This window comes from Candidatus Albibeggiatoa sp. nov. BB20, from assembly GCA_016744725.1.
Classification (GTDB): domain Bacteria; phylum Pseudomonadota; class Gammaproteobacteria; order Beggiatoales; family Beggiatoaceae; genus Albibeggiatoa.
Genome location: JADGDW010000012.1, coordinates 17120 through 42185, shown reverse-complemented (window position 1 = coordinate 42185; position 25066 = coordinate 17120). Strand labels below are relative to the sequence as shown.

The 25066-nt window shown below is 38.4% G+C and carries 21 protein-coding genes; 6 read left to right on the top strand and 15 right to left on the bottom strand.

Annotation, left to right across the window (positions count from 1 at the left end):
• From ABXH34_RS02660 to ABXH34_RS02635, 6 genes are all read left to right on the top strand, one after another.
• Positions 1 to 972 (top strand): hypothetical protein (locus ABXH34_RS02660; RefSeq protein WP_353570312.1); only part of this gene is annotated, 972 nt, incomplete at its 5' end.
• Positions 973 to 987: 15 nt separating this feature from the next.
• Positions 988 to 2004, top strand: coding sequence for a sulfotransferase family 2 domain-containing protein (locus tag ABXH34_RS02655; protein ID WP_353570311.1), 1017 nt, complete (start codon positions 988 to 990; stop codon positions 2002 to 2004).
• Positions 1980 to 2216 carry a hypothetical protein gene (locus ABXH34_RS02650; protein ID WP_353570310.1) on the top strand — a complete coding sequence of 79 codons (237 nt, stop codon included), beginning with the start codon at positions 1980 to 1982 and terminating at the stop codon, positions 2214 to 2216. The genes ABXH34_RS02655 and ABXH34_RS02650 overlap by 25 nt, the downstream gene beginning before the upstream one ends.
• A gap of 9 nt (positions 2217 to 2225) precedes the next feature.
• On the top strand, positions 2226 to 2708 hold the full coding sequence (locus ABXH34_RS02645) for a sulfotransferase (protein WP_353570309.1): 483 nt from the start codon (positions 2226 to 2228) through the stop codon (positions 2706 to 2708).
• Between the two features lie 138 nt (positions 2709 to 2846).
• Entirely contained in the window at positions 2847 to 5384 is a 2538-nt protein-coding gene (locus ABXH34_RS02640) for a glycosyltransferase family 4 protein (RefSeq protein WP_353570308.1), read from the top strand.
• 6 nt (positions 5385 to 5390) lie between these two features.
• Positions 5391 to 8561 carry a glycosyltransferase gene (locus tag ABXH34_RS02635; RefSeq protein ID WP_353570307.1) on the top strand — a complete coding sequence of 1057 codons (3171 nt, stop codon included), beginning with the start codon at positions 5391 to 5393 and terminating at the stop codon, positions 8559 to 8561.
• Between the two features lie 240 nt (positions 8562 to 8801).
• Here ABXH34_RS02635 and ABXH34_RS02630 read toward each other — a convergent pair whose 3' ends face one another.
• The 15 genes from ABXH34_RS02630 to ABXH34_RS02560 all read right to left on the bottom strand — a co-directional run bounded on the left by ABXH34_RS02630 (position 8802) and on the right by ABXH34_RS02560 (position 24962).
• The gene (locus ABXH34_RS02630; RefSeq protein WP_353570306.1) at positions 8802 to 9290 is read right to left on the bottom strand and encodes a hypothetical protein; all 489 of its coding nucleotides are present in this window, start codon (positions 9288 to 9290) and stop codon (positions 8802 to 8804) included.
• Between the two features lie 155 nt (positions 9291 to 9445).
• A complete protein-coding gene (locus ABXH34_RS02625; protein WP_353570305.1) occupies positions 9446 to 10288 on the bottom strand; it encodes an ABC transporter ATP-binding protein in 843 nt (280 codons plus the stop codon).
• A 12-nt stretch (positions 10289 to 10300) separates the two neighbouring features.
• Positions 10301 to 11101 carry an ABC transporter permease gene (locus ABXH34_RS02620; RefSeq protein ID WP_353570304.1) on the bottom strand — a complete coding sequence of 267 codons (801 nt, stop codon included), beginning with the start codon at positions 11099 to 11101 and terminating at the stop codon, positions 10301 to 10303.
• Positions 11098 to 11928, bottom strand: a complete 831-nt coding sequence (locus ABXH34_RS02615) for an ABC transporter ATP-binding protein (protein ID WP_353570303.1) — start codon at positions 11926 to 11928, stop codon at positions 11098 to 11100. The genes ABXH34_RS02620 and ABXH34_RS02615 overlap by 4 nt, the downstream gene beginning before the upstream one ends.
• On the bottom strand, positions 11925 to 12791 hold the full coding sequence (locus tag ABXH34_RS02610) for an ABC transporter permease (RefSeq protein ID WP_353570302.1): 867 nt from the start codon (positions 12789 to 12791) through the stop codon (positions 11925 to 11927). The genes ABXH34_RS02615 and ABXH34_RS02610 overlap by 4 nt, the downstream gene beginning before the upstream one ends.
• A 209-nt stretch (positions 12792 to 13000) precedes the next feature.
• Complete coding sequence (locus ABXH34_RS02605; RefSeq protein WP_353570301.1) at positions 13001 to 14128, bottom strand: ABC transporter substrate-binding protein; 1128 nt, start codon at positions 14126 to 14128, stop codon at positions 13001 to 13003.
• A 640-nt stretch (positions 14129 to 14768) separates the two neighbouring features.
• Entirely contained in the window at positions 14769 to 15692 is a 924-nt protein-coding gene (locus tag ABXH34_RS02600) for a GHMP family kinase ATP-binding protein (RefSeq protein WP_353570300.1), read from the bottom strand.
• Positions 15693 to 15904: 212 nt separating this feature from the next.
• A complete protein-coding gene (locus ABXH34_RS02595) occupies positions 15905 to 16987 on the bottom strand; it encodes a PLP-dependent cysteine synthase family protein (protein WP_353570299.1) in 1083 nt (360 codons plus the stop codon).
• A 57-nt stretch (positions 16988 to 17044) separates the two neighbouring features.
• Positions 17045 to 17284, bottom strand: a complete 240-nt coding sequence (locus tag ABXH34_RS02590) for an acyl carrier protein (protein WP_353570298.1) — start codon at positions 17282 to 17284, stop codon at positions 17045 to 17047.
• Positions 17285 to 17292: 8 nt separating this feature from the next.
• Positions 17293 to 18762: a class I adenylate-forming enzyme family protein gene (locus ABXH34_RS02585; protein ID WP_353570297.1), complete on the bottom strand. Its 1470-nt coding sequence runs from the start codon at positions 18760 to 18762 to the stop codon at positions 17293 to 17295.
• 259 nt (positions 18763 to 19021) lie between these two features.
• Complete coding sequence (locus ABXH34_RS02580) at positions 19022 to 20164, bottom strand: FAD-dependent oxidoreductase (RefSeq protein ID WP_353570296.1); 1143 nt, start codon at positions 20162 to 20164, stop codon at positions 19022 to 19024.
• 65 nt (positions 20165 to 20229) lie between these two features.
• Positions 20230 to 21048: a GNAT family N-acetyltransferase gene (locus ABXH34_RS02575; protein ID WP_353570295.1), complete on the bottom strand. Its 819-nt coding sequence runs from the start codon at positions 21046 to 21048 to the stop codon at positions 20230 to 20232.
• An 11-nt stretch (positions 21049 to 21059) separates the two neighbouring features.
• Entirely contained in the window at positions 21060 to 21788 is a 729-nt protein-coding gene (locus ABXH34_RS02570) for a hypothetical protein (RefSeq protein WP_353570294.1), read from the bottom strand.
• A gap of 245 nt (positions 21789 to 22033) precedes the next feature.
• Positions 22034 to 22879, bottom strand: a complete 846-nt coding sequence (locus ABXH34_RS02565; protein ID WP_353570293.1) for an EamA family transporter — start codon at positions 22877 to 22879, stop codon at positions 22034 to 22036.
• Between the two features lie 10 nt (positions 22880 to 22889).
• The gene (locus ABXH34_RS02560; protein ID WP_353570292.1) at positions 22890 to 24962 is read right to left on the bottom strand and encodes a heavy metal translocating P-type ATPase; all 2073 of its coding nucleotides are present in this window, start codon (positions 24960 to 24962) and stop codon (positions 22890 to 22892) included.
• Positions 24963 to 25066: the final 104 nt, after the last annotated feature.

Here is a 25066-nt window from a genome sequence, read left to right as displayed (position 1 = left end):
GCTTTTTTACTGCATCGGGACAAATTAGCAAAATTTTCACGTTTTTTTATAAATCACTTATTAGAAAAGTTTAATATTTGTTTTGCTAGTGAAAAATTCATCATTTTCAGTCCTAAAAAACATATTCATGATATTGAACTGCCAAGTATCCCAATTGAATGTCGTGGCTATATCGATATATTCAAACAGAATATAAAAACTCGAGAAGCCCAGCATGAAAAATTATCAACCCCTTTATTCTTTTTGCATATTCCCAAAACGGCAGGCTCTGCACTACGCTCTGTTTTGGATGATCTTTCTAACAATTCTATTTATTTATCTAATGAAAGTAAGATATGTGATATTAAGACATATTTAGATAATAATACCTTATCCCCTTATGACATTGTTGCTGGTCATCTTTCTTTTGATATTTATGAAAAATATTATGATTTTTTCGAAAAACGCCGCATCATAACGATTCTAAGAGACCCAATAGAACGGATGTTTTCTTTACTGGCTCATTCTCGCCGTCCTATTAAAGACCCCATTAGATTTGCAACAGCAGACCACATGCAGGCAATGAGACGATTTTCTTTACAATATTTAGTAGAAGAAAGCGATTATGCTGAACAGTTGTTATTAGGCCAACTTGATATGTTAGGCTCAGATGACAGAATAGCTGGAAAAGTAATGGCTTATCCAAATATAGCTTATGATAAAGCAATCGAACGTATTGAAAAATATAACATATTAGTTGGCATTACAGAGCAACTTGATTGGTTTGTATATTGCCTATCAAATTATGTGGGAAAACCCTTGTTAGAACTCCCTCAAAGAAATATAACAACCAACCGCTATCAATATATTAGTGCTGAGGAAAAAGACTATGCAGAAACCGTTTTACGTCCAAAATTGGCCTTTGAATATAAATTATATGATTATTGTCTAAAGCAATCATATAAGCAATATCAATCTCTTATCAAACCATAACAAAGCTTTTATATCATGTTAGTTAGCCATACAAAAAAATTTATTTATACTAAAACCAGAAAAACAGCGGGTACATCGATTGAAGTGTATTTTGAAAAATACTGTTTACTTAATAATGAGTCCTCAAAAACAGAAGGTAGAGAACTTTATATGGGTGATACAGGCATTGTTGGGTATAGAAGTAATAAAAATAATTATAAGGGAGAGAAAAAGCTCTGGGGAGGTCATGCCTCAGCTGATTTTATTAAAGGCAAAATAGGGATGGCTATCTGGGACGAGTATTTTAAATTTTGTGCAATCAGAAATCCCTTTGATAAGATGGTATCAATGTTTTATTTTAATGCCCGCAAGAAAGATATAAAATGGGATATTTTTGATAAAAAGCAACATGCTACTATATTTAAAAATTGGTTATTTGAGATAGGGAAAGACAGAGCTGTTGATAGAGATAAATATATTATCAATGGGCAAGTTTGTATAGATTATTTTATTCGATATGAAGCCATAGAGGAAGGAATTGAGCATGTTTGTCAAACATTAGATATTCCTTTTCTTCCTGATTCAATACCACAATTAAAATCGCAGTTCCGCCAATCCGCTCTTGAACTAAGTGATTACTATGATTATTCAAGTATTGAGATGGTTAGAAACCTATTTGCATTTGAGCTAGATTATTTCAATTATTCCTTTCCACATCAAAAAGCGCAGTTAAAAATGACAGAAAATTTACTGAATCAAGCCATTGCTGCATTTAAAACTAAAAATTTATATCAAGCAGAACAATTCATACGCCAAATTTTAGCTATTGATGCTAATCATGCTGAAGCCCTGAATTTGTTAGGGGTGATTGCAATTGAAACAAAGCATTTTGCTGAGGCAGAACAGTGTATTAAACACGCGATTGCGGTTAAAGATAATGTTGTAATTTTTCATGAGAATTTAGCAAATTTGTATTTTTTACAAAAAAAACTACAGAAGCAATACCTTACTATCAAAAAGTGCTTGCTTTGCAACCTAATAATGAAAAAGTAAAATCGCTATTAAGCTCAATTAATGTTGAGCCAAATATTCAGCACAAGTCTAATAACTTAGTGTCTCCCCCTTTGTTAATCAATAAGGTGGGAGATAAAAAATTTCTCACAATTGAACGTAATAAAGATGCAGTTCATGGGCAAGCACGTACTATCATTGTTTTAGGCTGTCCACGTGGTGGTACATCAGCCATTTCAGGAGCATTGCATTAGTCTGGTATTATGATGGGAAATCAATTAGGTCACCAGTATGAAGACCCATTGTTTAGGACGGAAAATACCTTAGAAGACATGATTGCAACAATTAAGCAACGTAACCAAGACTATCAAACATGGGGTTGGAAATTACCGAATAATATAAATTACTTAAGTGATTTACTGCCACATCTCCGCAATCCCATCTTTATCAATGTGATTAGAAACCCTCTCGCCATTGCATGTAGTTCAGCAACACACGACCAACGCGAATTAACAGATAAGATGATGTTAGGTGCTATCAATCATACCCGAAAAGTACAAAAATTCTTAACTGAAAACCCTTCTATTCCAAGCTTGTTTTTACAATATGAAGATGTTATTCATCAGCCTGATAGCTTTTGCGATGTTTTAGAACAATTTATTCAATATCCAATAGATAGAAGCAAAGTTTTGCCTTTTCTGTCTAAAAAGACCTATATCAGTCCTAAGCAATTTACAGGAAATTAACCGCTATAGTCAATTTCGTTTTTGGTATTAGGACTGGCAGTCCTATAAAACTTTAAATATCAATTACTTTTAAAACCAAGGACTGCCAGTCCTGTATCATCTTAGAATAAAACGACTATATTCAATATGCTCAATAATATGCAGTGCAATCAGTCTCCAGAACAGATAGCAAAACAGCTTTTAAATGTAGTGCAAACCCATGGTTGGAAAGCAGAAATTGAATCTGTGATACAACAAGAATTATTGCCTTTGACAGGAATAAAAACATGCACTCCTGCATTAACTGAATTGCCTCAAACTACTGATGAATATGTCAATTTATTAAAAAAAATAGCAAGCCAGCAAATTACAATACAACATAAATCTATCAGAATGTTGCTTGATGCTGCATTTTTAGGACGAGGCCATTGTGAACCAGAAGATAAAGCAGGCTTGTTTCGAGTCACAGAAAATTTCATTCATACGCTATTAAAATACCAAGATAAGCAAAATATACATTTTTACGCGGCTGAAAGGTCTTTTCCTGCCTATGAATGTACAAGGGCCTATTTGTATTCCAATCCTCAATTAGCAGATATTCCTTTACATCATAAAAATTTTTTACCTAATACTGATATTATTCATTCCTCTTTTTACTCATTACCCGATAAAACAACTAAAGCGCAACGTTTTTTAACAGTACATGATTTAATTCCTATTCGTAATACCTATTTTACGGGTATGGGCACGCTAAGAGAAATGAAGGCAAAATTAGATAGTTTACGGCCAGATGATTGGGTTATTTGTATTTCAAACTATGTAAAACAGGATTTTTGTGATTTCACTGGATTTGATCCAAATCGTGTATTTGTTGCTTATGAAGGGGCTGATTCTGAAACATTTTACCCTTGCACTGATAAACAAAAAATTCAAAATGTACTAAAAAAATACAATTTACCCGATGCACCTTATGTTTTAGTGTTATCCACTTTGGATGCGCGGCGCAATTTAGAACATATTATTCGAAGTTTTATTCATACTATTACTGAAGCTAAATTAGATGATTTAAATCTTGTGATGGTTGGGAGCAAAAACCCTCAGCGTGAACAGGCTATTTCTAAATTAGTAGGGCGGTTTCAACAACGTATTATCCTAACAGAACGGGTTGAAGATCAAGATATGGCAGCATTGTATAGTGGTGCACTGGTTTTTGCTTCTATGTCCTTTGCAGAGGGTTTTGGATTAACCCCATTAGAAGCGATGCAATGTGGGACACCTGTGATTGCTGCCAACGCAACCTCGTTACCTGAAGTGGTGGGTGATGGAGGTATTTTGTTGAGCCCAACAAATATGGATAGTTTATCTGATAGTTTGTTGCAAATTTATCAAAATAGTGAGTTGAGGCAAAATTTAGCACAGAAGGCCATAAATCAAGCAAAAAAATTCAGTTGGGATCAGTTCACGCAAGATACCTTAGCGGCTTATCAAGTGGCACTTGATACAACTAATCGACAAAATATCCAAGAAGCCTTTGTCAAACCTGTTTTATATGATTTTCCCATTTCTGAACATTATCGACAACCAAACATTAGCTTTGATATTTCCTATTTGGGTCATGCCCAGTATCAGCAATATGCTGAGCTCAAACCCCGTTATAAAATAACAAAAATGTTGTTAGATGCTTTGGTTACTTTAAATAAGTGCCGTTCCATTAATTTAACTTTATATGCCAATGGCTATGACAGAGCAAATGAGCAAGCTCAGGATTATATATTAGCCCATCCAGAACTAAATTCAGCAACATTTATTTTAGATAATCAATTCATTGCCACTGATATTGTTCAAGCAATGACCTATCCCTTTCCGCCTTGTAAAGCCCAAGCTCGTATTCAATATTTGCGTGATATGACAGCGTTGGTTTATCCACAATTTCGTTATGACACCGTTGGATTAGAACGGATTATTTATGATTTGCAAGCAACGGATTATATTATTTGTCCTTCAAATGCAACGAAAAATGCTGTTTGTGAAGATACAAAGCTTAATCCAGAACAGGTTTTTATCATTCCAGAAGCCGTAAACAAACACGCTTTTTATCCAAAATGGGATGTTGAGCACAACATTCGTGCTAAATATCACATTCCAACAGAAATACCATATTTTATTAGTTTTGCCACATTGGATTCACGCAAAAATATTGTGCAACTGATTCGCAGTTTTATTCATTTAGTTCAACAGCAAAATATTCAGGATATCCGCCTTGTGCTTATTGGCGCAAATGGTTGGCAATTTGAGCACTTGTTGGCTGAGCTAGGCTTGTATCGAAAGTTTATTATTACAACAGGTTATGTCGAACAACAAGATATAGCTGTCTTATATACTCATGCACTGGCATTTGTTTATCCTAGCTTATATGAAGCTTCTGCTTTACCTATCCTTGAAGCAATGAATTGTGGTACTCCAATCATTTCGTCAGATTTATCAGCAATCTCAGAAATTGTTGAAACAGCAGGGATTTTGACCAACCCATTACTACATGATGATTTGAGCCAAGCGATGCTAGATATTTATCAGCAAACTGAGCTACGCAAACAGCTTAGCCAAAGTGGGTTACAACAAGCTCAAAAATATGCACAGCACCACTTCATTCAAGGTATGTTATATGCCTACAAAACAGCATTAGAGGCTACATGGTAAGGCTAAGTGGCTATTAAGCAAACTATTTTATATGATATTTCTGTATTGGGTTTAGGGCATATTCATGCTCAATCTCGTACAGGTATCTTTAGAGTCACAGAAAAATTAGCACTTGCTTTGGCAAAACATCATCATGTAAATTTAAATTTTTGTGCCCCCAGCATTGAACAGGGTGAACGACTTGCGAGCAATTATCAAACACAACACCCAAGCCTAAATCCGATCAGCTTACACTACCGTCATTATTTGCCTGCAACTGATATTTATCATTCTTTATACTATCCATTTCCAACTCATCTACATGCAAAACAACGGTTTTTAACCGTGCATGATCTTATCCCAATTAAATTTCCGCATTTATTCCAAAATGACAGCCATCAACAGTTGCAACAAACTGCATTGACGCGTTTATTAGCTAAAGATAAGATATTTTGCGTATCTGAATCAACAAAGCAAGATTTTTGTGAATATACACAATTTTCACCAGAAAACGTTATCGTAACTCATTTAGCTGCCGATAATTATTTATTTTATCCCTGTACAGATAAGTTAAAAATAGCGGCTATAAAATATCAATATCACATTCCAACTGAAGCTTCTTATTTTTTAAGTTTAGCCACATTAGAACCCCGCAAGAATATCATTCAAGCAATTGATAGTTTTATACAGTTACTACAATCTGAGAAAATACAAGATTTATATTTAGTGCTAGTTGGTGCAAAAGGCTGGCAATACGAGCATATTTTCTCAAAATTAAAAACATATCCTGAATTACGTCAATCTATCATTTTTACTGACTATGTGCCTGACCAAGATTTAGCCGCTTTATACAGCGGTGCATTAGCATTTGTTTATCCTTCACTTTACGAAGGTTTTGGCTTACCGCCGTTAGAAGCAATGCAATGTGGTGTACCTGTTATTACGTCTAATACCTCGTCATTGCCTGAAGTGGTTGGAGATGCAGGCTTAATGTTAGCTCCACATGATACCGAGACATTGAGTCAATATCTGCTGGATATATATACAAATCAATCATTAAGAGAATCTCTAGCCCAAAAATCATTAGCTCAAGCAAATCAGTTTAGTTGGGATAAGTTTGTCAATACAACCATTGATGCTTATCAACAGGCTGGGCAATTCAATTCAATAGAGAAATTCACCCCCCGACAAAATGAATCAGGCTCTAAGCTCAAAGTGGTTATTGATGGTGTTTTTTTTCAACTTGCTAATACAGGTATCAGTAAAGTTTGGCAGGCTATTTTAAAGCAATGGTTACGCTCTGGTTTTGCGCAACATATTGTCATACTTGATCGTGCGGGTACTGCACCGAAATATGAAGGGATTGAATATCGTTTAACTGCAACTTATGACCCGCAACGGCTACAATATGAGTCATTCATGCTGCAAGATATTTGTGATAAAGAACAAGCAGATATATTCATTTCAACTTACTATACCACACCGATTAGTACTCCTAGCGTTTTGCTTGTGCACGATATGATTCCAGAAGTATTGGGCTTTGATATTGATCAGTCTGTATGGATACAAAAGCATCATGCTATTGAATATGCGATGGCCTATCTTGTTGTTTCTAAAAATACAGGCAAAGATTTATTACGCTTTTTTCCATCCATTCGTTCTGAGCAGGTGATTCTTGCCTACAATGGCATTGAAAAACATTTTTTTCCAGCGAAACAAATAGCCATTAGCCAATTCAAAACAAAATATAATATTACTAAGCCCTATTTTTTATTTGTGGGTCATCGAAAAAGTTATAAAAATGCCCAACTCTTTTTCCAAACTTTCGCGGATTACAAAGATAAGCAACGTTTTGCTATTGTTTGTGTTGGCGGAAGTCAACAATTTGAGGCTGAACTACAAACATACATTACAGAGACGACAGAATTACATCTTTTGCATCTTGCTGATGAAGACTTAGCAGCGGCTTATTCTGGAGCAACAGCCCTCATTTATCCCTCAAAATATGAAGGCTTTGGCTTACCTATACTTGAAGCGATGGCTTGTGCTTGTCCTGTCATTACTTGTAACAATAGTTCAATTCCAGAAGTTGCAGACGATGCCGTTATTTATATTGATGATAATGCGCCTAGTGAGATGAAAAATGCGTTGCAACTCGTACAAGAAAAGGTCACTCGTCGTATATTAATTCAACAAGGCTTAAAGCAAGCTAAACGCTTTTCATGTGAAAAAAATGCTAATATTATCAGTCAATTGTTAATACAAGTGGTACAATATCATAAAAAAATTATGTTTACTAAAAATTTGACCTTTTTACAAAAAACAACGCAAAAACTTGTACAATCTAAACCCAATATTTCTACATTACTACGTAAATTTGAGATACAAATTTTACGCGAAGCAACTGATTATCAAGCTTATAATGATCGAGCCTGTGTATTGCTACGACATAGTTTTAATAATAATAAGAAAGCCTTAATAGATTTAAAACAAGCGTTCATCTTGCAGCCAACTGATGTTACCGTGCAACAGAATTTAGCTCTTACTTATATCATCGCGAAAGAGCATCAAAATGCTTTAGGCTTACTGATACCACTTGCTGAGAGTACTCAAAATGCATTTATCTTAGAGCAAACATTGATGCTGACTCATTCACTAGGGTATATCAATGAGGCAGAAATATTTGCACAAAAATTGGATCAATTGCGCAAAAAAACAACGTTGTTACCAAAGTTCAATCCGGGTTTTAAATTCTTACATGATGAGGCTAGAGGGTTAGTTGCAGAACGCAAGTTAAAACAAGCCGCTGACCTATTACAGCAAAAACTGCGATCAGACCCTATCAATAGTATTTTGCATAATGATTTGGCAGGCTTATTAACAACGAATGAACAAACAGGATTGCAAAGTATTGCGTTATTAGAAAAAGCACTTTCTTTTGATGGAAAAAATACCTCTATTCAGCAAAATTTTACTTATGTGTGTTTTTTGTTTGAACAATATGACCACTTCATTGATATGGCTCATAAACTATTGGCAGTGCAATCCAATGATAATCAATTACGTATTGCGCTAGCAAAAGCCTATTTGAAACAATATGATACTGAAAACAGTAAAAAAGAATTGGAAAAAGTAATAGATTGTGAACCGCAACACTTGCAAGCTAATATACTGTTAGTTCGGTTGAGTGCTGAATAAATAAAGCATTTTGTGGCAATGCAACCAAGTAATAATTCCACATTGTCTTTCTTCATATCCGCCTAAAAAATAAAGTTTTTCGTAACTACTACCTAGCTCACCTATGCAAAAAAACAGGTAAAAACGGTAAGCTAGAGAGATGAAAGACGCTAACTAATAAATGAATTTAAAAAAGCACGTAGAAAAGCTATACTCTATTTCTGAAATTTGTACTCATAAGCATTACTATCATTTTTATATTTACTCGTTTCCTACCGTCTCCGCTTGAGTAAATTGATAAATATATGCACCACCAAGCATAGCTACTAAAGTCAACATACCAAACACAACTTCCCTTAACGCAGAATCAAGATCAACAATAAGATTAAACCCCGTACAACATAACGCTAAAATTAGCGTATATTTGTAAATGTCCTGCTTCACAGTACGCGCACAAATATAACCTGCTAATAAGGAGCAACACATGCCAATAAAAAACATACTAAACCATAGAATCGAAAATATATTATCATCTAATTCTTCAAGTTGAACTCTTAGTAACTCAAGGGTTGCTCCATAATAATTTATTGATATAAAAGCATATATAGCTGTAAAAATGATAATCAATATTAGAGCTACAATGTATTCTATAACAATCCCCAGAAATATTGCTTTTACTGGAGAACCTCTCGTATTATCTGAATTATCGGTAATCACAGCTTGCGGTGCTTGATAAATATCATTATCCATTTTTATATCCTAGATATAGTCAATTCTATCTTGAGTGTGAGGACTGCCAGCCCTATATCATCTTAGAATAAAACGACTATAGCTCATTGCTTTGTAAAAACAAAAAATTGCTCACAACTATGATTAATCTAGTCATGAGCACACTGCTTAAATTCCTAAGTTTGAGGCTCAGTTGCTCGTTGAGAATAAGCTTCTAAGAAATCATCTAATTTGCCTTCACGTTGGAAATTCTTTAAGGCTTCCTGATATAAAATTTCTAAAGCTTGGCGTTTATACTCATAAGCCTGTTTGCTATTAAGCATCTCATGAGTACGAGGTCTGGGCAAATCAATGTTTAAAACGGCTCGAATTTGCGCTGGTCGATTAGATAAAATCACCAACTGATCCGCTAATAAAATTGCCTCTTCAATTTCCGAAGTCACGAATAAACAGGTGTTTTTAGTTTCTTCAAATAATTGTAAAAAGAAATCCTGCATCAATTCATGTGACAAAGCATCCAATCCCCTAAACGGCTCATCCATCAACATCAACTGTGGCTGATTGATTAACGCACGGGCTAATTCCGCACGACGCTGCATTCCACCTGACAGTTGAGCAGGATACTGTTTGGCAAATCCTGTTAAACCGACTTTTTCTAATAAAGCATCGGCTTGGCTACGAATCTCAGCTAATGACGATTCATTACGTAATTTAGGCCCGAAAATAATATTGTCATACACGCTAAGCCATGGCATTAACGCACTTTCCTGAAATACCACCATGCGATCATGACTTGGTGCAGTGACCCGTTTATCATTGAGTCTAATTTCACCTTGCTCTGGCTTTTCAAACCCCGCAATCAAATTGATTAAAGTCGATTTTCCACAACCCGAAGGGCCTACCAATACCGTCATTTTATTTTTCGGCACTTGCATGGTCAGGTCATGAATTACACACTCTTTATTTCTGCCCATTTGATAACAATGGCTGACTTGTTCAAGTTGTAATAAATGCTGCATGATGTTCTTCCCCTATGCCATTCTGGTGTGCCACGGAGTTAAATAACGCCCCATCGCTCGCAATAAACTACTGGCGATAAAGCCTGCAATCCCAATACTTAACATGCCAATGACCGCTTGCTCAGTTGAACCCCCAACAAATGAATTCCACACAAAAAAGCCCAAACCACCACCATAAACTCGTCCGCCAACAGCAATCATTTCCGCCGCCACCACCACTTCCCACGTGATGCCCATACCGACTGCTGCACCTGTGAAAATTGACGGTAAAGTTGCAGGCAAAATCACCCGCCAAAACAGTTGCCATCGGTTTGCTCCCATTGATTGAGCTGCACGTAAATAACGAATATCAACATTTCTTGCGCCGCCCAATACATTGATGACCACAGCGTAAAATGCCCCGAGAAAAATCACAAAAATAATTGACATTTCTTGAGTCGGCCAAAAAATCAGCGATGCAGGTACCCATGCCAAAGGTGGAATCGGCCGCAAGATTTCAAAGATGGGAAAAAAGAAGCTATACAAATTACGATTCACAGCCAAAGCTAAACCAAATGGAATACCAATTAACATCGCGATACAAAAACCTGCTAACACTCGTGTATAACTGGCATACCAGCTCGCCCAATAGCTGCCGTCTAAAATAATGACTGACCATTGGCTTAAAATTGTGGATGGAATCGGCATTTCTGTTTTTCCACCTAATGCCGTTTTAATATGTATATAGGATTCCCATAATAGCAATAGAAACAGGATAGAAAACAAGCCGCGCCATAGCGCCTTATTATTGATTACATAGCGATTGATGTTCATGCTAATTCCTTTTCCCCAGCTGCAAAGGCCTTTTCTGCTTCGCTGCGTACCGCTTCTTTAACCCGCTTAACTTGCAACCGAAATGATTCAGACGCTAACATCCGATGGTCTCGTGGATAAGGTAAATCAATTGGAATCACTTCTTTAATCGTGGCGGGACGGGTGGTCATAATTGCGACTTTATGTCCGAGAAACACAGCTTCTTCCAAATCATGAGTGATAAAGAAAATAGTCGACGGTTTCAACTCATACATTTTTAACAAATTTTCGTGCATGATCGATTTAGTCAAAGCATCCATCGCCCGATAAGGTTCATCTAATAACAATAGTTTTGGTTCATTGATTAACGCGCGGACAATTTCAGCCCGTCGCGCCATTCCTGAAGAAATTTCCCCCGGATATTTGTGCAACATATCGCCTAAACCCGCCTCTGACAGTAATGCGGCTGCGTGTTGTTTTGCATTGGTTTTCGACAGCTTTTTTTGTACGATAGGTCCGTAGCTGACATTATTTAATAAGGTTTTCCACGGAAATAATGCACTATTTTGAAATACTACAATACGGTCAGAGCCTTGAGCAGCTTGTGGTTTTTGCATATCACATAGCACTTGATTGTCTAAATGAATTGCGCCTTGGCTAATAGAATGAAACCCTGCAACCGCATTAAGCAAAGTGGTTTTGCCACAACCTGAAGGACCTAGCAACATACAAATTTCACCCGCTGCAACTTCTAAATTACAGTCTTGTAAGGCATGAACATTCGCGCCCTCGGGATCATATATTTTGCTCACTTGCTGAATACTGAGCTTACCTTGTAATGTACTCACGGGCGGTTCTCCATCGCTAAGGCACGTGCTTGCCATTGCATTAATTGTTGTCCAATCAATCGAACCAAAGCAGAACTCGCATAGCCGACTAAACCCAGCGTTAGCATAACAATCACAATGGTTTCATAAGTAACAGAGGTGTATGAATTCAGAATCAAATAACCTAAGCCATATTGACCTGAGACCATTTCCGCCGCGACTAAGGAAAACCATGAAACGCCAACACTGATTTGTAAACCTGTGAAAATATACGGTAATGCGCCCGGTAAAATGATGTGTAAAAACAGATGATGCCTTTTTGAACCGAGACAGGCTGCGGCACGTAAATAATTGGGATTAATTGATTCTACGCCTAACATGGTATTGAGTACGGTGACGTAAAATGAGGCAAGTGTGGCAAGGAATATAACGGGGGTTTCAGTATCGGAAAACATCAAAATCGCCAAAGGAACCCATGCTAAAACAGGGATCGGGCGTAATATTTCTAAAACGGGAAAAGTATAATCTTTGAATGTTTTAGACCAACCCATAAACAAGCCCAGCGGTACGCCTAAACCTGTTGCAATTAGCAATGCGATTCCTACTCGCCGTAAGCTTGCCCAAATGTGCTGATAATATTCTTCGGTATAAATTGAAATGCCCCACATCGGATCAGAGCTAAACCATTCGGTCAAAACCGCTTTAGGGCCGGGTAGTTTCTCAAAACGTGGTAGTCGCCATACTTCTGTAAATAAATAATATGCAATACCAAAACTGATGATGCCCAATAGGCCAATATATAAACGGGGATTTTTAAGCGTTTTTTTGAATTTAAACCATAAATGGCTAAAAAATTGGGATAGCTTGGAATTCTGGTCAATCATAAGCAATACCTTAGGAGATTGAGTCTCACAATGTAAGGTTTGCGCTCATGTTTTGTGCAAAATAGAGAACTAGCAGTCCTTGAATATTTTTAGGAGCACAAGATTATCTTGCTTGAGCAAAACAAACCTGCACCCCTATTATTGATATATTCTCAATCCTACAAAAATGGCATGAGGGCAAAACTTAATGCCATATTTTGATTAGAGATTTAATCTAAATTTGCTTGGGGGCTAGGTAATGCACTGACAGAACCTAATGGACTACTTAATCCGCGTGCTTTCAACACTGCTTCAGCTAAGCTATTGTCAATCGCATTGTCGCGTAATTCTGCGGTACTAACCCGTTTGATGCTGTGTAAGAAACTATAGGCACGTTGTGCATATTCCACCATATCTGGTGTGAAGCTATAATTTAAGGTTAATTTCTCAGGGCTACCACCTTGGTTTTCAGCCCAAGTACCGTACAGCGCGTGCCATAAAGTGGATTTTGCTAGACCTGTGGTTTCAGCTTCGATAATGGATGCAAGTTCATTTGCATTGGCCGTGTCTGTCATAAATAATTGTGCGTCTAGCTCTGCTTCCATCCAACCACGTGCTATGTCAGGACGTTTTTGCATCAACTCATTGTGCATGGCAACGAATGCGCCATCACGTTCACCAAAGTTCACACCACTAGCCACACGACGTGCAATGCCTTTTTCTTCTAGTTGAGAAGCCGTAGGTTCCCAAACAATCGCGGCATCCAATTTACCGACACGGAAGTTACTGCTAATCACTTCTAAGCTTTGATTTAAATAGCGTTTTGGTTTAATCCCAGCTTTGTCAAAAACCACGCGGGCAAATCGATCTGCGCAACTGCCGTGACCTGATGCCATGGTTTTACCATCAATCCATTTAGCAGCAGCTTCTGGGGATTCAAATTCTGGGGCTTCATTACGTACAAATAGAATATCGCAAGATTGGGTGGATGTGCCTGTGACGGCAACCAAACGTACATCCGCAATACGTTCTTTATTGGTAATGGTTAAGGCCGGCATATCACCAAGATAACCAATTTGCTGTTTGTCTGCTAACATTTGACCAACGATAACAGCACCTTGCAAACCGACTTGGAATTCAACTGTTGAGCCTTCAGGCAAATATTTTTTCCAGAATTCTTTGCCTTTAATTACCACGCCTGACCATGCAGGAGTGAAATAAGGTTGAAAACCAACGGTTAAGTGAATCGGGTCGCCTTCTTTTCCGTAATCAAAAGCATGTACCGTATGACTTAAACCAAAACATAATGTTAATGCAGATGCGATGATTTTTAATTTGCGTCCTACCTTCATCGACATGTTCTCCTTAAAGTGGTTCTTTCTTAATATTTATTTTTATATTGTGCAATAAAATCAGTAAGATAAATAAGGAAATATTATTACTTACAGTTATGCCGCAACGTGGTTGGATAGTAACATATTTTATATATTGTTAAATACAAGGCTACAAGCGGCTTTCCGCACGTTCCTTAAATATTCAACATTATTAAGTAAGATATGTAGTTATCTATAATTAAGAAAAAATAAATATTGTTGCTATCCTTGTCATTGTTAATTGTGGTTATTAAGTTTAACTTTTTGAAAAACAGCTATATTCTTTTTGAAAATCAGGAAGTAATAATTGAGTATATGCAAACAAAGATAATAGTGCGTAATCCTAAGTTTATTGTTAATTTGTAACTACCTGACCGAGCTATGCTAGAAAGATAGATTTACAGGCAGTCAGTTTAGTGAGTTTTGTTTGGATTTGCCGCGTTTACCTTTAGGGGGCGGGTTCGGCTTTTTGAGCTTGCTCGATAATAGCTTGATACTTTGCTTTGAGGATAATACGGGATGTAGGGTTTTATAGGGCGACTAGCAGTAAGTCATACTTATAGTACTGAATTTAGCTACGATGCTTTAAACCGCCTCGTTCCTAGTATCGATGCTTTGATTGGAATTAAAGTAACATTTTCAATGTTTTAGTACGAAATACCCGACCAATATCTGCAATTTCAGTTTCTATGTGCTGTAACTCTTGCTCTGTCGCATCACCCGCCAATAAAAAACCACCACAAGTACCGCTATGAGTTGCTAAAATACCTAATACATTGACCTGCTTTGCCTTTTCTAACACTTTTGCTAAAAAAGTATTGCCTGTTCGACTGACATGTAATTCAGTTGATCTCTGAGCACAACGGGCAATTTCAATATCATCACGCTTGGCAAACGCAATCAATAAGTTGTTATATAATGCCTCGTATTCTGCCAGTAATGCAGGGGTAAAATTGAGATTTTTATTATATTCAACAGTTGATAATTCACCACCTGAATCCACAGCAACAATATTAAAATCAGGGATATAACCCAATTTACTTAACAATGTGCCCAAACGGTGATTATACGCGACACTCATGTAATAATGCAGACCATCATGCGGTTCGATTTTAGTAAATAAGCGCGAAATAAAATTTTCTGTGACCACAATGCCAAATACTTCTTGAAACGCCCTGACAACTGCCAACATGTCCGCAGTACTGGAACTTAAGCCTTTGCCAATTGGAATATTGCGGGTGAATTCAATGCTGATTTTCGCGCCCCATTTCATGTCCAAAACATCAAGCATGTGTTCTGCTACTTGTTTTGACTTAGAAAACGTGGCATCAACAGTGGATGCGCCATCAATAGATTCGTATGTCAGCTCGCAAGTACTCCACATATCCACAGGAATAGTCACTAAAAAATCTTCGCCATTGGGTAATCTACCTTGCACAATTTCACCAAAGCTAGCAAAGGATTTTCCGTAGCCAACCAACTGTTTTGTTACAACAGCGGCTTGCACATTATTTTGGACTAATTGGGATGCGAGAGCGTTGGGGTGCATTACAATTCAAGTTCCTTAAACATATTGTTATTATTGTGGACAAGCAAGAGATGTCATGATGTTACATTCAGCGGATTAGCCGCTTTTAAAAGTTAAACCGTTTTAATTAGGACTGGCAGTCCTTTTATACTTTAAATATCAATCACCTTTGAAATCAAGAACCGCCAGTCCTGTATCACTTTAAAATAAAATGACTATAATCCCTGATATGACTATTTTCCTCTTGAAACAGGCTCATGTCCCATCACTTGTTGATAAGTGCGCCGTTCCCAAGGGAAATATTCCCAATCTTTCGATACTTTAGTTGGACTGTCTACAGCGATAGGATTTGACCAATCACGTTTTAATTCTGCATCGCGCTCGCCTAACCACTGTGGATCAAAAATCGTTTGTAAATAACGAATACCATGATCTGGGAAGATGGTTAACACATTTTTCCCAGGATTATTTTTCGCAACCCAATCCGCCACCGCATAAGCTGCACCCGCTGTTGGCCCTAAAAACAAACCGTATTGGCTGTGTAAATCGTGGACGGCGTTAATCATTTTCGCCACAGGCAACCAGTGAACTTCATCACATTCAGCATGGTCAAGATTAGGAATTACAATATCTGAACCCATACCGAGTAACGGCACATAACATTCCTGACAAAGTGGATACGCTTTACCTGTTGTAGGACCAAACAATACCGAAAGATTATGATCCACACCGATGACTTTTAAATCAGGATTGGTTTTGCGTAATATGCGCGACATTCCACACATCGAACCACCACTACCAACTGAGGCAACGATAAAATCAACATCACCCATCGATTGACCCAATTCGCCAGCAATATTGGCATAGGATGCGGGATGCAATGGATTGGTATATTGTTGAGGCCAAAATGCACTGGGATTTTTCGCCAATACGCCTTGTAAATAATCTAAACGTGCTTGTTGAATCCCGCCAAGGGTTTCGCCTGCGGTACTGGGGACACTTTCAATGCTCGCGCCTAAATGCTCTAAACGCCATCTGACAGAAGGTTCAAGAGGGCCTGTGACCAATGACAAGCGTAAACCAATATTGGCACACACCATCGCCAAACCCAGTGCAAACGTACCTGAACTGCTTTCAACAACAAGACCACCCGGTTCTAATTGTCCTGTTGCCAAGGCATTTTCTAAAATAAATCGGGCAGGCACAATCTTCATCAAGTCAAATTTGACAGCAAATAGATTAGGGCGAATTTCCATCAATGCAGGTTCACATAAATGGTCTAATGCCGAATTAACCTGTGTTCCATTACTATTCATCTTCCATCCTCATAGCCCATAAGAGCAATTTTTGGAATCGGTTTTTAAACCAACGTGTTACTTGCTTTGGGCAAATGCGGTCAATGCATTAATCGTTTTAAAGTGTTTGGGTATCATGTCATTCATACCAAATTCCACTTGATGCTCTTGCTCAAGATAAGCCACTAAATTCATCATAAATAAAGAATCAATCACGCCTGAGTCAATCAAATCATATTCATCATCAAAGCCATCAGGGATGTCACCTTTAAGCCCTTCAGTGATAATGTAGTTACGTAAATCTTCCTGTAGTTCCATAGTTATTCTCATTTAGAGGCTGTTATTTTGTCTGGATTGCGAATTTTCTTACCGCTGGCGGTGTAGGCTAATTGTTCAACCCACTCGAATTGCCCTGGGATTTTATGTGCGGCTAAAGATTGGCGGCAATAGGTTCTTAATGCTTTGGCATCAGGCATGGATTCGCCTTGTTGTAACACTAAATGTGCTCTTGCGGGTTCGGCTAATTGCTTGCTTTTCACTGCAAAGACGCAGGCGGCTTGAATCGCTGGATGTTTTTCTAATACGGCTTCGACTTCATTAGGGAAAAATTTCATTCCGCCAATGCTAATCATTTCTTTGCTGCGACCGACAATATATAAAAAACCATCCGCATCTAATTTGCCTAAATCACCTGTTTTGAACCAGCCGCCATTTTGTTGCAAAATCATCTCACGACTGCGCCAAGGAGCATAATAAGCGTCTAACATGCCCTTACCTTTGACAGTGATTTCACCGTGCTGTTGACCTTCTGCACAATCTAATCGTAATTCATAATCAGGGGTAATTTGACCGACTGAGCCTTGTTTTTCACGCGATTGGCTGACATTGATCGCAGGCAAACCCAGCTCGATAATGCCATAAGTTTCATTAAGAATACGTCCAAAACGTTGATAAAACATATCTGCCACATCACTATGCAACGCGGTCGTTGTCACAATCGCCAGCCGTAACGCATCAGGTAATACCATTCCTGTATCATCTTGGGTCATCATGCTGTAATGCGTCGGCGAACCATAGATAAAAGTCGCATTGTGATTGGCAGCAGCGGTCAGGAGTGTAATCCCAAAGCTGTTTTTAGGTAAAATGATGCTCGCGCCCAAAGTCAGATATGCACCAATGGAAACCGCAAAATGATAATCCATTGATAAAAGCCATAAAATACGATCTTTTTCACCAATATTTAAAACCTTGTTCGCGGCTTGAATTCGTTCATAAATTGATTCATGTGATAATACAACCCCTTTAGCATCACCTGTTGTGCCAGAGGTAAATCGAATAAAAGCGGCATTGACCTGAGTTAAATCAGGCGGGGTTTGACAATGACTGATGGCTTTAGCAAAAATGGCTTGATTGGGTAACGGCGCGGTATCCGATTCTAATACGGCATTGAGTTGATCTGACAATCGGGTGCTGGAAATCACCGCATCAATATGCACAAAATCAAATATCTGCTGTTTCTCAGTCGCGGTTAATTCAAAAGGCAAAGGCGTAACGCACGCGCCACAACGCCAAACCGCATAAACAAAGGCAATATAATGACGACCACTGAGATAATGCACCCCAATATTATCACCACGCTTTACACCTAATTCTGTAAGCTGGTCTGATAATGTCTGCACTTCTGCTGCAAATGCGGCATAGCTGGTTTCATCGCTACACTCTTGCCCTAAAATAAGTGGGTGTTCTGGTTGTTGTTGTGCTTTTTGAAAAAAACACTGTGCCAAATTCAAGGTCATCGGAAACTCACATTTGTGCTGATTTTTATCACGATTATAAAACTCATTTGAAATCTAATTGTGACGCAGAGCGTCAGAGCTGCATTCCAACGGAGACCGTTGGAACGAGGGTATTATCTAGTTACTACGCTCTGAGGCTGTAAAAGAACTGCAAAAATAACGTTTTTAATGATTGTAAGTCGTTGATTTTACGCAATCCCAAATACTCTCGTTCCAACGGTCTCCGTTGGAATGCAGCCCAGACGCTCCGCGTCATAAATTAAATTTGACTGCCCACCGCTTCACCCATCGCCCAACATGTTCCAGCGACACGAGCAGAAGCTTGAGCACGCGGCTCAGCAGACAAACATTTTCCAACAGCCCATAAATTCCCAAACCCTTTGACTTTCAAACAACGCAGCGGAATATCATAATCTTGTCCAACAGGTAAATATTCCAAACTAATACCTGTTTCAGGATGCCAATGCTCAATAGGCCAACTGGCACGACAAGCCGCATCTTCAAAACGCTGTCCTGCTTTTACATCATCTTCAGTTAAACAATATTCACCTTGAATTCGACCACCATCACGAATCCCCAATTGTCCACGAGAACGCATCACGGCATTTTCGAATCCCGGTAAAGTATTTAAAAAACGCAGAAATTGTTCAGCAATCGCTTGAATCTGTATGGCATCATAATCAGTGGCAATCAGATTGAATTTTGCATACGCTTCATCAGGATAAACCCCTGTATCTAACCATATGCTTGCACATTCAGCAGGTAATTTTTTCTTTTCAACCGCTTTACGAATTTCACGTAATATCGCTACACTTTTAGGGAATTTCAGCGCATCAGGTTCAAGACCGCGCAATTGTAAAATCAGCCCACTTAACGCCTTACCCTCTTCAACTAATTGACTGTCAATCTGTCGCACAATATTGGCATTGCCTGTGGCATCAACCAAAGCTTGAATTGCTAAGGTATTCGATTGCTGCGCATTTTGCATTGTGACTTGCTGAACTTGTCCATCCTGTACAATAATATTTTTTAAATCAGTGTTATAGAAAACTTCAATATTCGGCGTTTCTGCTACCCAATCCGTAATCGCTTGGGTGTAAATAATGGGATCAACATCTAATACCCACGTTTTACCTATCCGTCGTTGTTTGGTATAGGTACAGGCTTCAGTTAATCGCTGAATAAGCTGTGCGGGCAAACCCGTATTAAGTAGCTGCCCCTGATCGTCAAATAAACCACCAATGGTATGAATCAATGCTTGTTGAACTGTGCCGCCCAGTTGTTTTGTTTTTTCTAATAATAAGACTTTTGCGCCTTGTTTTGCTGCTGCTAAAGCACAACCTAAGCCCGCTGCACCAGCTCCTGCAATCATAATGGGGCGCGTATGACTTGATTGAAGCATAACAATTCCTTAATCGCATATCTATTTGGAACAAAAACAAAAGTTCAATTGCGTCTCAGCAAAAGCTATTTATTGATTTCGGGCGGGTCAATTTGATAAATTTGATATGGAAAAATGGATTGAAACCCAAAACGTTTAAGCCAAGGCACTGAGGTTTCTTCACGCCCATGTCCTGTCGCAATCTTAATCCCCATTTCACGCAATGTTTGTAAACGGGCTGCAATCAAGGACTGAAATAAACCACGGGCTTGATATTCTGGTTTAACATAATCACCTGTTAACCATGCAGAATCTTGCTGCATATACATCGCGCCACAACCTGCAATCACACCATCATAACGCGCAAGATAGAGCTGCATTGTGCCATCAGTAATTAATTCAAGATAACGCTTACGTCTAAATTCGACTTCATCAGCGGGCAAAGTTCGACCTGAAGACATAATCCCTGAAGACATAATAGTGATATAGGCTTCATAATCTTCGGCTGAATTGGGATCAACTTTTTGAATATCTGCGCCTTCCACAATCTCCAATGGAATCGCCGTGTCACATAATAAGGCCTGCGTATTGGAACACGTCGCGCCTAATTTAGTTAAACGTTCACCTAAATCAGCAGGATACGTCCAAGGGTAAACACACCAACGCATCGGACGACCATGCTTTTGATATTCAGCAATCCGTCTCTCGATTTCTCCATCAATATCCTGTCCATGCAAATTTGAAAATAAGATTTCATTATCATCTGCTGTCCAAGGTGATGAAGGGGTCAACGTCCAATGCCAGCCATCTTCAATAGTGGTTATTGCATCATCTCTGAGCAATCGGGGACATAACGGCGAATGTAACGCCAGTTGGAATTGTGGATAATTTCGAGAGATTTTCATAAGAGATTCGTTTAGGCTGTCGCGGCTTGGCTCATGGTTTTAGCTTTGTTTATCATAGTATCCCACCAAGTCACCATTGCTTCAATTGCTTGCTCTGCACCTTCAAGGGCTTGAGTCACATGGATTGTTGGGCGATCACCTTCTTTTGTAATGATTTCTTGATCGACAGGAACACCTTTCAAGAAAATACCTAATTCATCACGATGGCTTTGTTCTACACCACTTAAGTGCATTTCATGGAAACCGACTAATCGATCACCTTTTTGCCCCCATTCACCGCGTTTAATCACTTCTTTTGAAACATCAAGAAATACTTCATGTTCAAAAATCGCAGCGGTTTCAGTAGCGAACATTGTACCTAAAACAGTAGAAGGCGTGGTATTGGATAATTGACCAATTTTTTCTAAGAATTGGCTTGTTGCAGGAAATTCCACCCGTTCTTCAATATCGCAGTTAACACGTTTAAGTGCATCTTTATATATCGCTGCATGGCCGTTTTCTTCACCGTGGTTACGGATCAACTCTTCTTTCACTGTATTAGTATCAAATCCACCTGAGACTTGAGCAGAATCTGCTAAGAATTCGACATTTTGGAATGAAAACTGATAATGCTCCATCATCAACCATTCTAATGCTTCAGTAGAGTATTTACTTAAATCAGCCAATTCAGCCTTGTTCTTATCAATAAATGTTTGGTTTTTTTCATCAATAACTAAAGACAAATCTGATACGGTTGACATGGTGACATCCCTTTAAGTTGGTTAAAAATATGGCTCGAAGCTCAAAGCAGTCATAACCATACAGGGGTAAATTTTGACATCTTATTCTAAGCTGATAGCGATGCCATTACCCCGTTTGAAAACTTACGAATACATTGTAAACATACCTAAAATTTAAATCAACCGCTTGTAATTTTTTATTTTTATCGTTTTAAAACAATTGCTTATAATTTATAGTTATAAAAGCCTATGTTTTTTAAGCCTTTTCATAAAATAATCATAACAACAGAAATTAATGCAGTGGCAACACCAAACCATTGTGATATTTTTAAGCGTTCTTTTAAAATAAGCCAAGCCAAAATGACCGTTATCGCGGGATAAAGAGAAGAAATCACAGTGGCAATATCTAAGCGACCTACTTGCGCTGCCATCATGAAAAAATAGCTGCCTGTGGTATCAAATAAGCCCGTTAATACCATTAGGGGTAGTAATGCCTTTGTTGGTGGTTTCCACTCACGACGGCTGATGACATAAAGTGAAAGAGCCGTGATTGAAGCAAATCGAGCCGCAACAATAGGCCATAGAGCAGTGTCACCACTGATACGATCGATAAGAATGAAAAATATTGCGAATCCAAGGCCACTGGTTAATGCAAAACGTAATTCAATGGACGTAATATCAAACTGTCGGCCATTACTTGATAATAACCAAACCGCTGAAATTGCAATAAAAAATCCTGTTATTTGAATTAATGTGGGTATACCATCCGTAAATATGCCGACAAAGATGGGCAGGATGCTGGCCGTAATTGCAACCAATGGTGCAACAACACTCATTCGGCCTTGGGCTAAACCAGAATAAAGATTAAGCAAACCCACCATGCCACCTAAGCCTGCCAAGCAAGAAAGCAACACATCATCCATACGGGGTACGACAAATTCAAATGACAGTGCCAAAACAAAAAAAGGAATAATACTAATCAATTGCCCCGTTAATAAGGTGCTATAAACAGGGTGTCGCTTTGTTACAAAACCACCTGTAAAGTCACCACTTCCCCATGTCACCACTGCACCTAAAGCAAAGAAAATAGTTAATAAATCTGTTTCTAACACTATCATTCCATTATTGAGATTGAGGATTATCAGGGTCAGCTTCTTCTTGGTGCTTAATCAGAGGAATGACACTATTAACAAGACCTGCCGTTGTGCCTGCATAGAAAAGCCCCATACTTGCCAGCATTCCAAAATGTAGTAAATAAACCCCACCAATATTAATCACACCCGGTACGATACTGATTAGAAAATTATTACGCATTGTACCTTCAAATTCATCGGATAAATTGAACAAATGTTCAAACGGGGCTAAGCTGCCATCCATGAAAATGATTTGAGCCGTATCTGTTGCGGCACTGGATGCGCCTTTGAGAGAAATCGAAATTTGTGCAGACTTCAGCGCAATGGCATCGTTAATCCCATCACCAATAAAACATACAAATCGACCTTCATCACGTAGTTGCTTAATTAAATCTGCTTTATTCTCTGGTAGCGTTTCTGCAAAGTAGTGGTCAATACCCAATTGTTCTGCTGTATTACGTGTGGGTTGTTCATGGTCGCCAGAAATAATATAAGTTGAAATGCCTTTTTTATGTAGAGTATCAATCAAACCATAAGCTTCTGGGCGAATCGTTGGTTGCATTTCCAATACACCTGCAACAATATTATCAACTCCGATATAAATCAAAGAGTATCCAAATGTTTCTGCTTGCTGCTGTAAATCATCCAATTGTTCAGGCATGGTTAATTGTTCACGCTGCATAAAACGCGCACTGCCGACACAAATTGTTTTTTGCCCAACGTCTACTTTAATGCCATAACCCACTTCATAGCTGGTATTTTCTGGCGTAGACAAAGTGATATTTTGTACTTGGGCTTTTTCAATAATGGCTTTGGCCACAGGATGGGTCTGGCGATGTTCTGCACTAGCTGCGTAATATAAAATTTGGCTTTCATCATATTCGGCAAATAAATGCACTGCCGTGATTGTGGGTTGCTCTTGTGTCAACGTGCCTGTCTTGTCAAATACTACTGTATCGACTTTATTTATTGATTCCAACACCCGACCATCTTTGATAAGAATGCCTTTACGCGCCAAAATTTGCAGATAATTTAAAACACTAATTGGTCCATTCATAATCATGCGATAACCAAGACCTGACCACAGTACCGCCATGGCAGGAACAGGCCCTAAAACGCCTAAAGTCACCGCACCAAGACCTAATTCTACAGGCAACAAGGAATCTGCAATTTTTCTACCGCGTAGCATCAAAGTATCTTTATAATCTGAAGTGTTATTGAGTACTCGCCCAATATTAGCCGCCACGGTTTCTTTACCTGCGGTTTCAACTTGAATACTGATCTTTCCTGCTAATACCAATGTTGAGGCAAATACTTCCTCACCAATTCCTTTATCTACAGGCTGACTTTCACCTGTTAAAACATGTTGATCAATGCTGGCTGAGCCTACTTTAATTTTGCCATCGACAGGAATCACTTCACCTGCATGGACAATCACCACATCACCTATTTGCAATCCATCAAACCCAATTTGAATTTCCACTCCATCTCGTTCTAGCCATACTTGATTGGGATGACCTGAAAATACATTGATTAACTGTTGTTGAGAATTATTTTCGGTTCTTCTGAGTAATTTGACTAAAAAGCCCCCCATTAATCCAGCCATTGCCGCTAAAATCAGTTGACCCGTTGCAATCATGCCTATCATCAAAATAGTGGAAACCAGATAAGTGCTGATGAAATGACCACGTTTGAAATCACGAAACACAGTAGTCAGTACATGCCGACCTAAATAAATCACAGCGGCACTGCTTAAAACATAAATAGCGGGTAAGGGGAAAAAACGCCCTAGCACAGTGATACCTACAGCACCCGCAGACATCAACATTTTTTTATTTTCTTCTAGCCTAATATTTTCAGTATCTGCTCGCTTACCCTCATCAAGACTTTGCTGCATTTGCTGGCGTTCATCACCCCAAATAGCATCTTTAAAATCATGAGCCAGTTTTTTTCCTCTAGACCAAAGTGGTTTATTTGAAGTAGGAGCAGACTGAGAATCCTTATTTTTGGCCTTTCGCCAAAGTGCTGCGCCACCACTGAGTATTGCAAGTTCAATCAGCATTGGTACTCCTTAAAAAATAAGTAAGATTTTGAGCTTAAAATGATAGGAAAATTTAAAGCAGCATATAATATTATGTCATGATTTAATAGAAATTTTTATGAAAA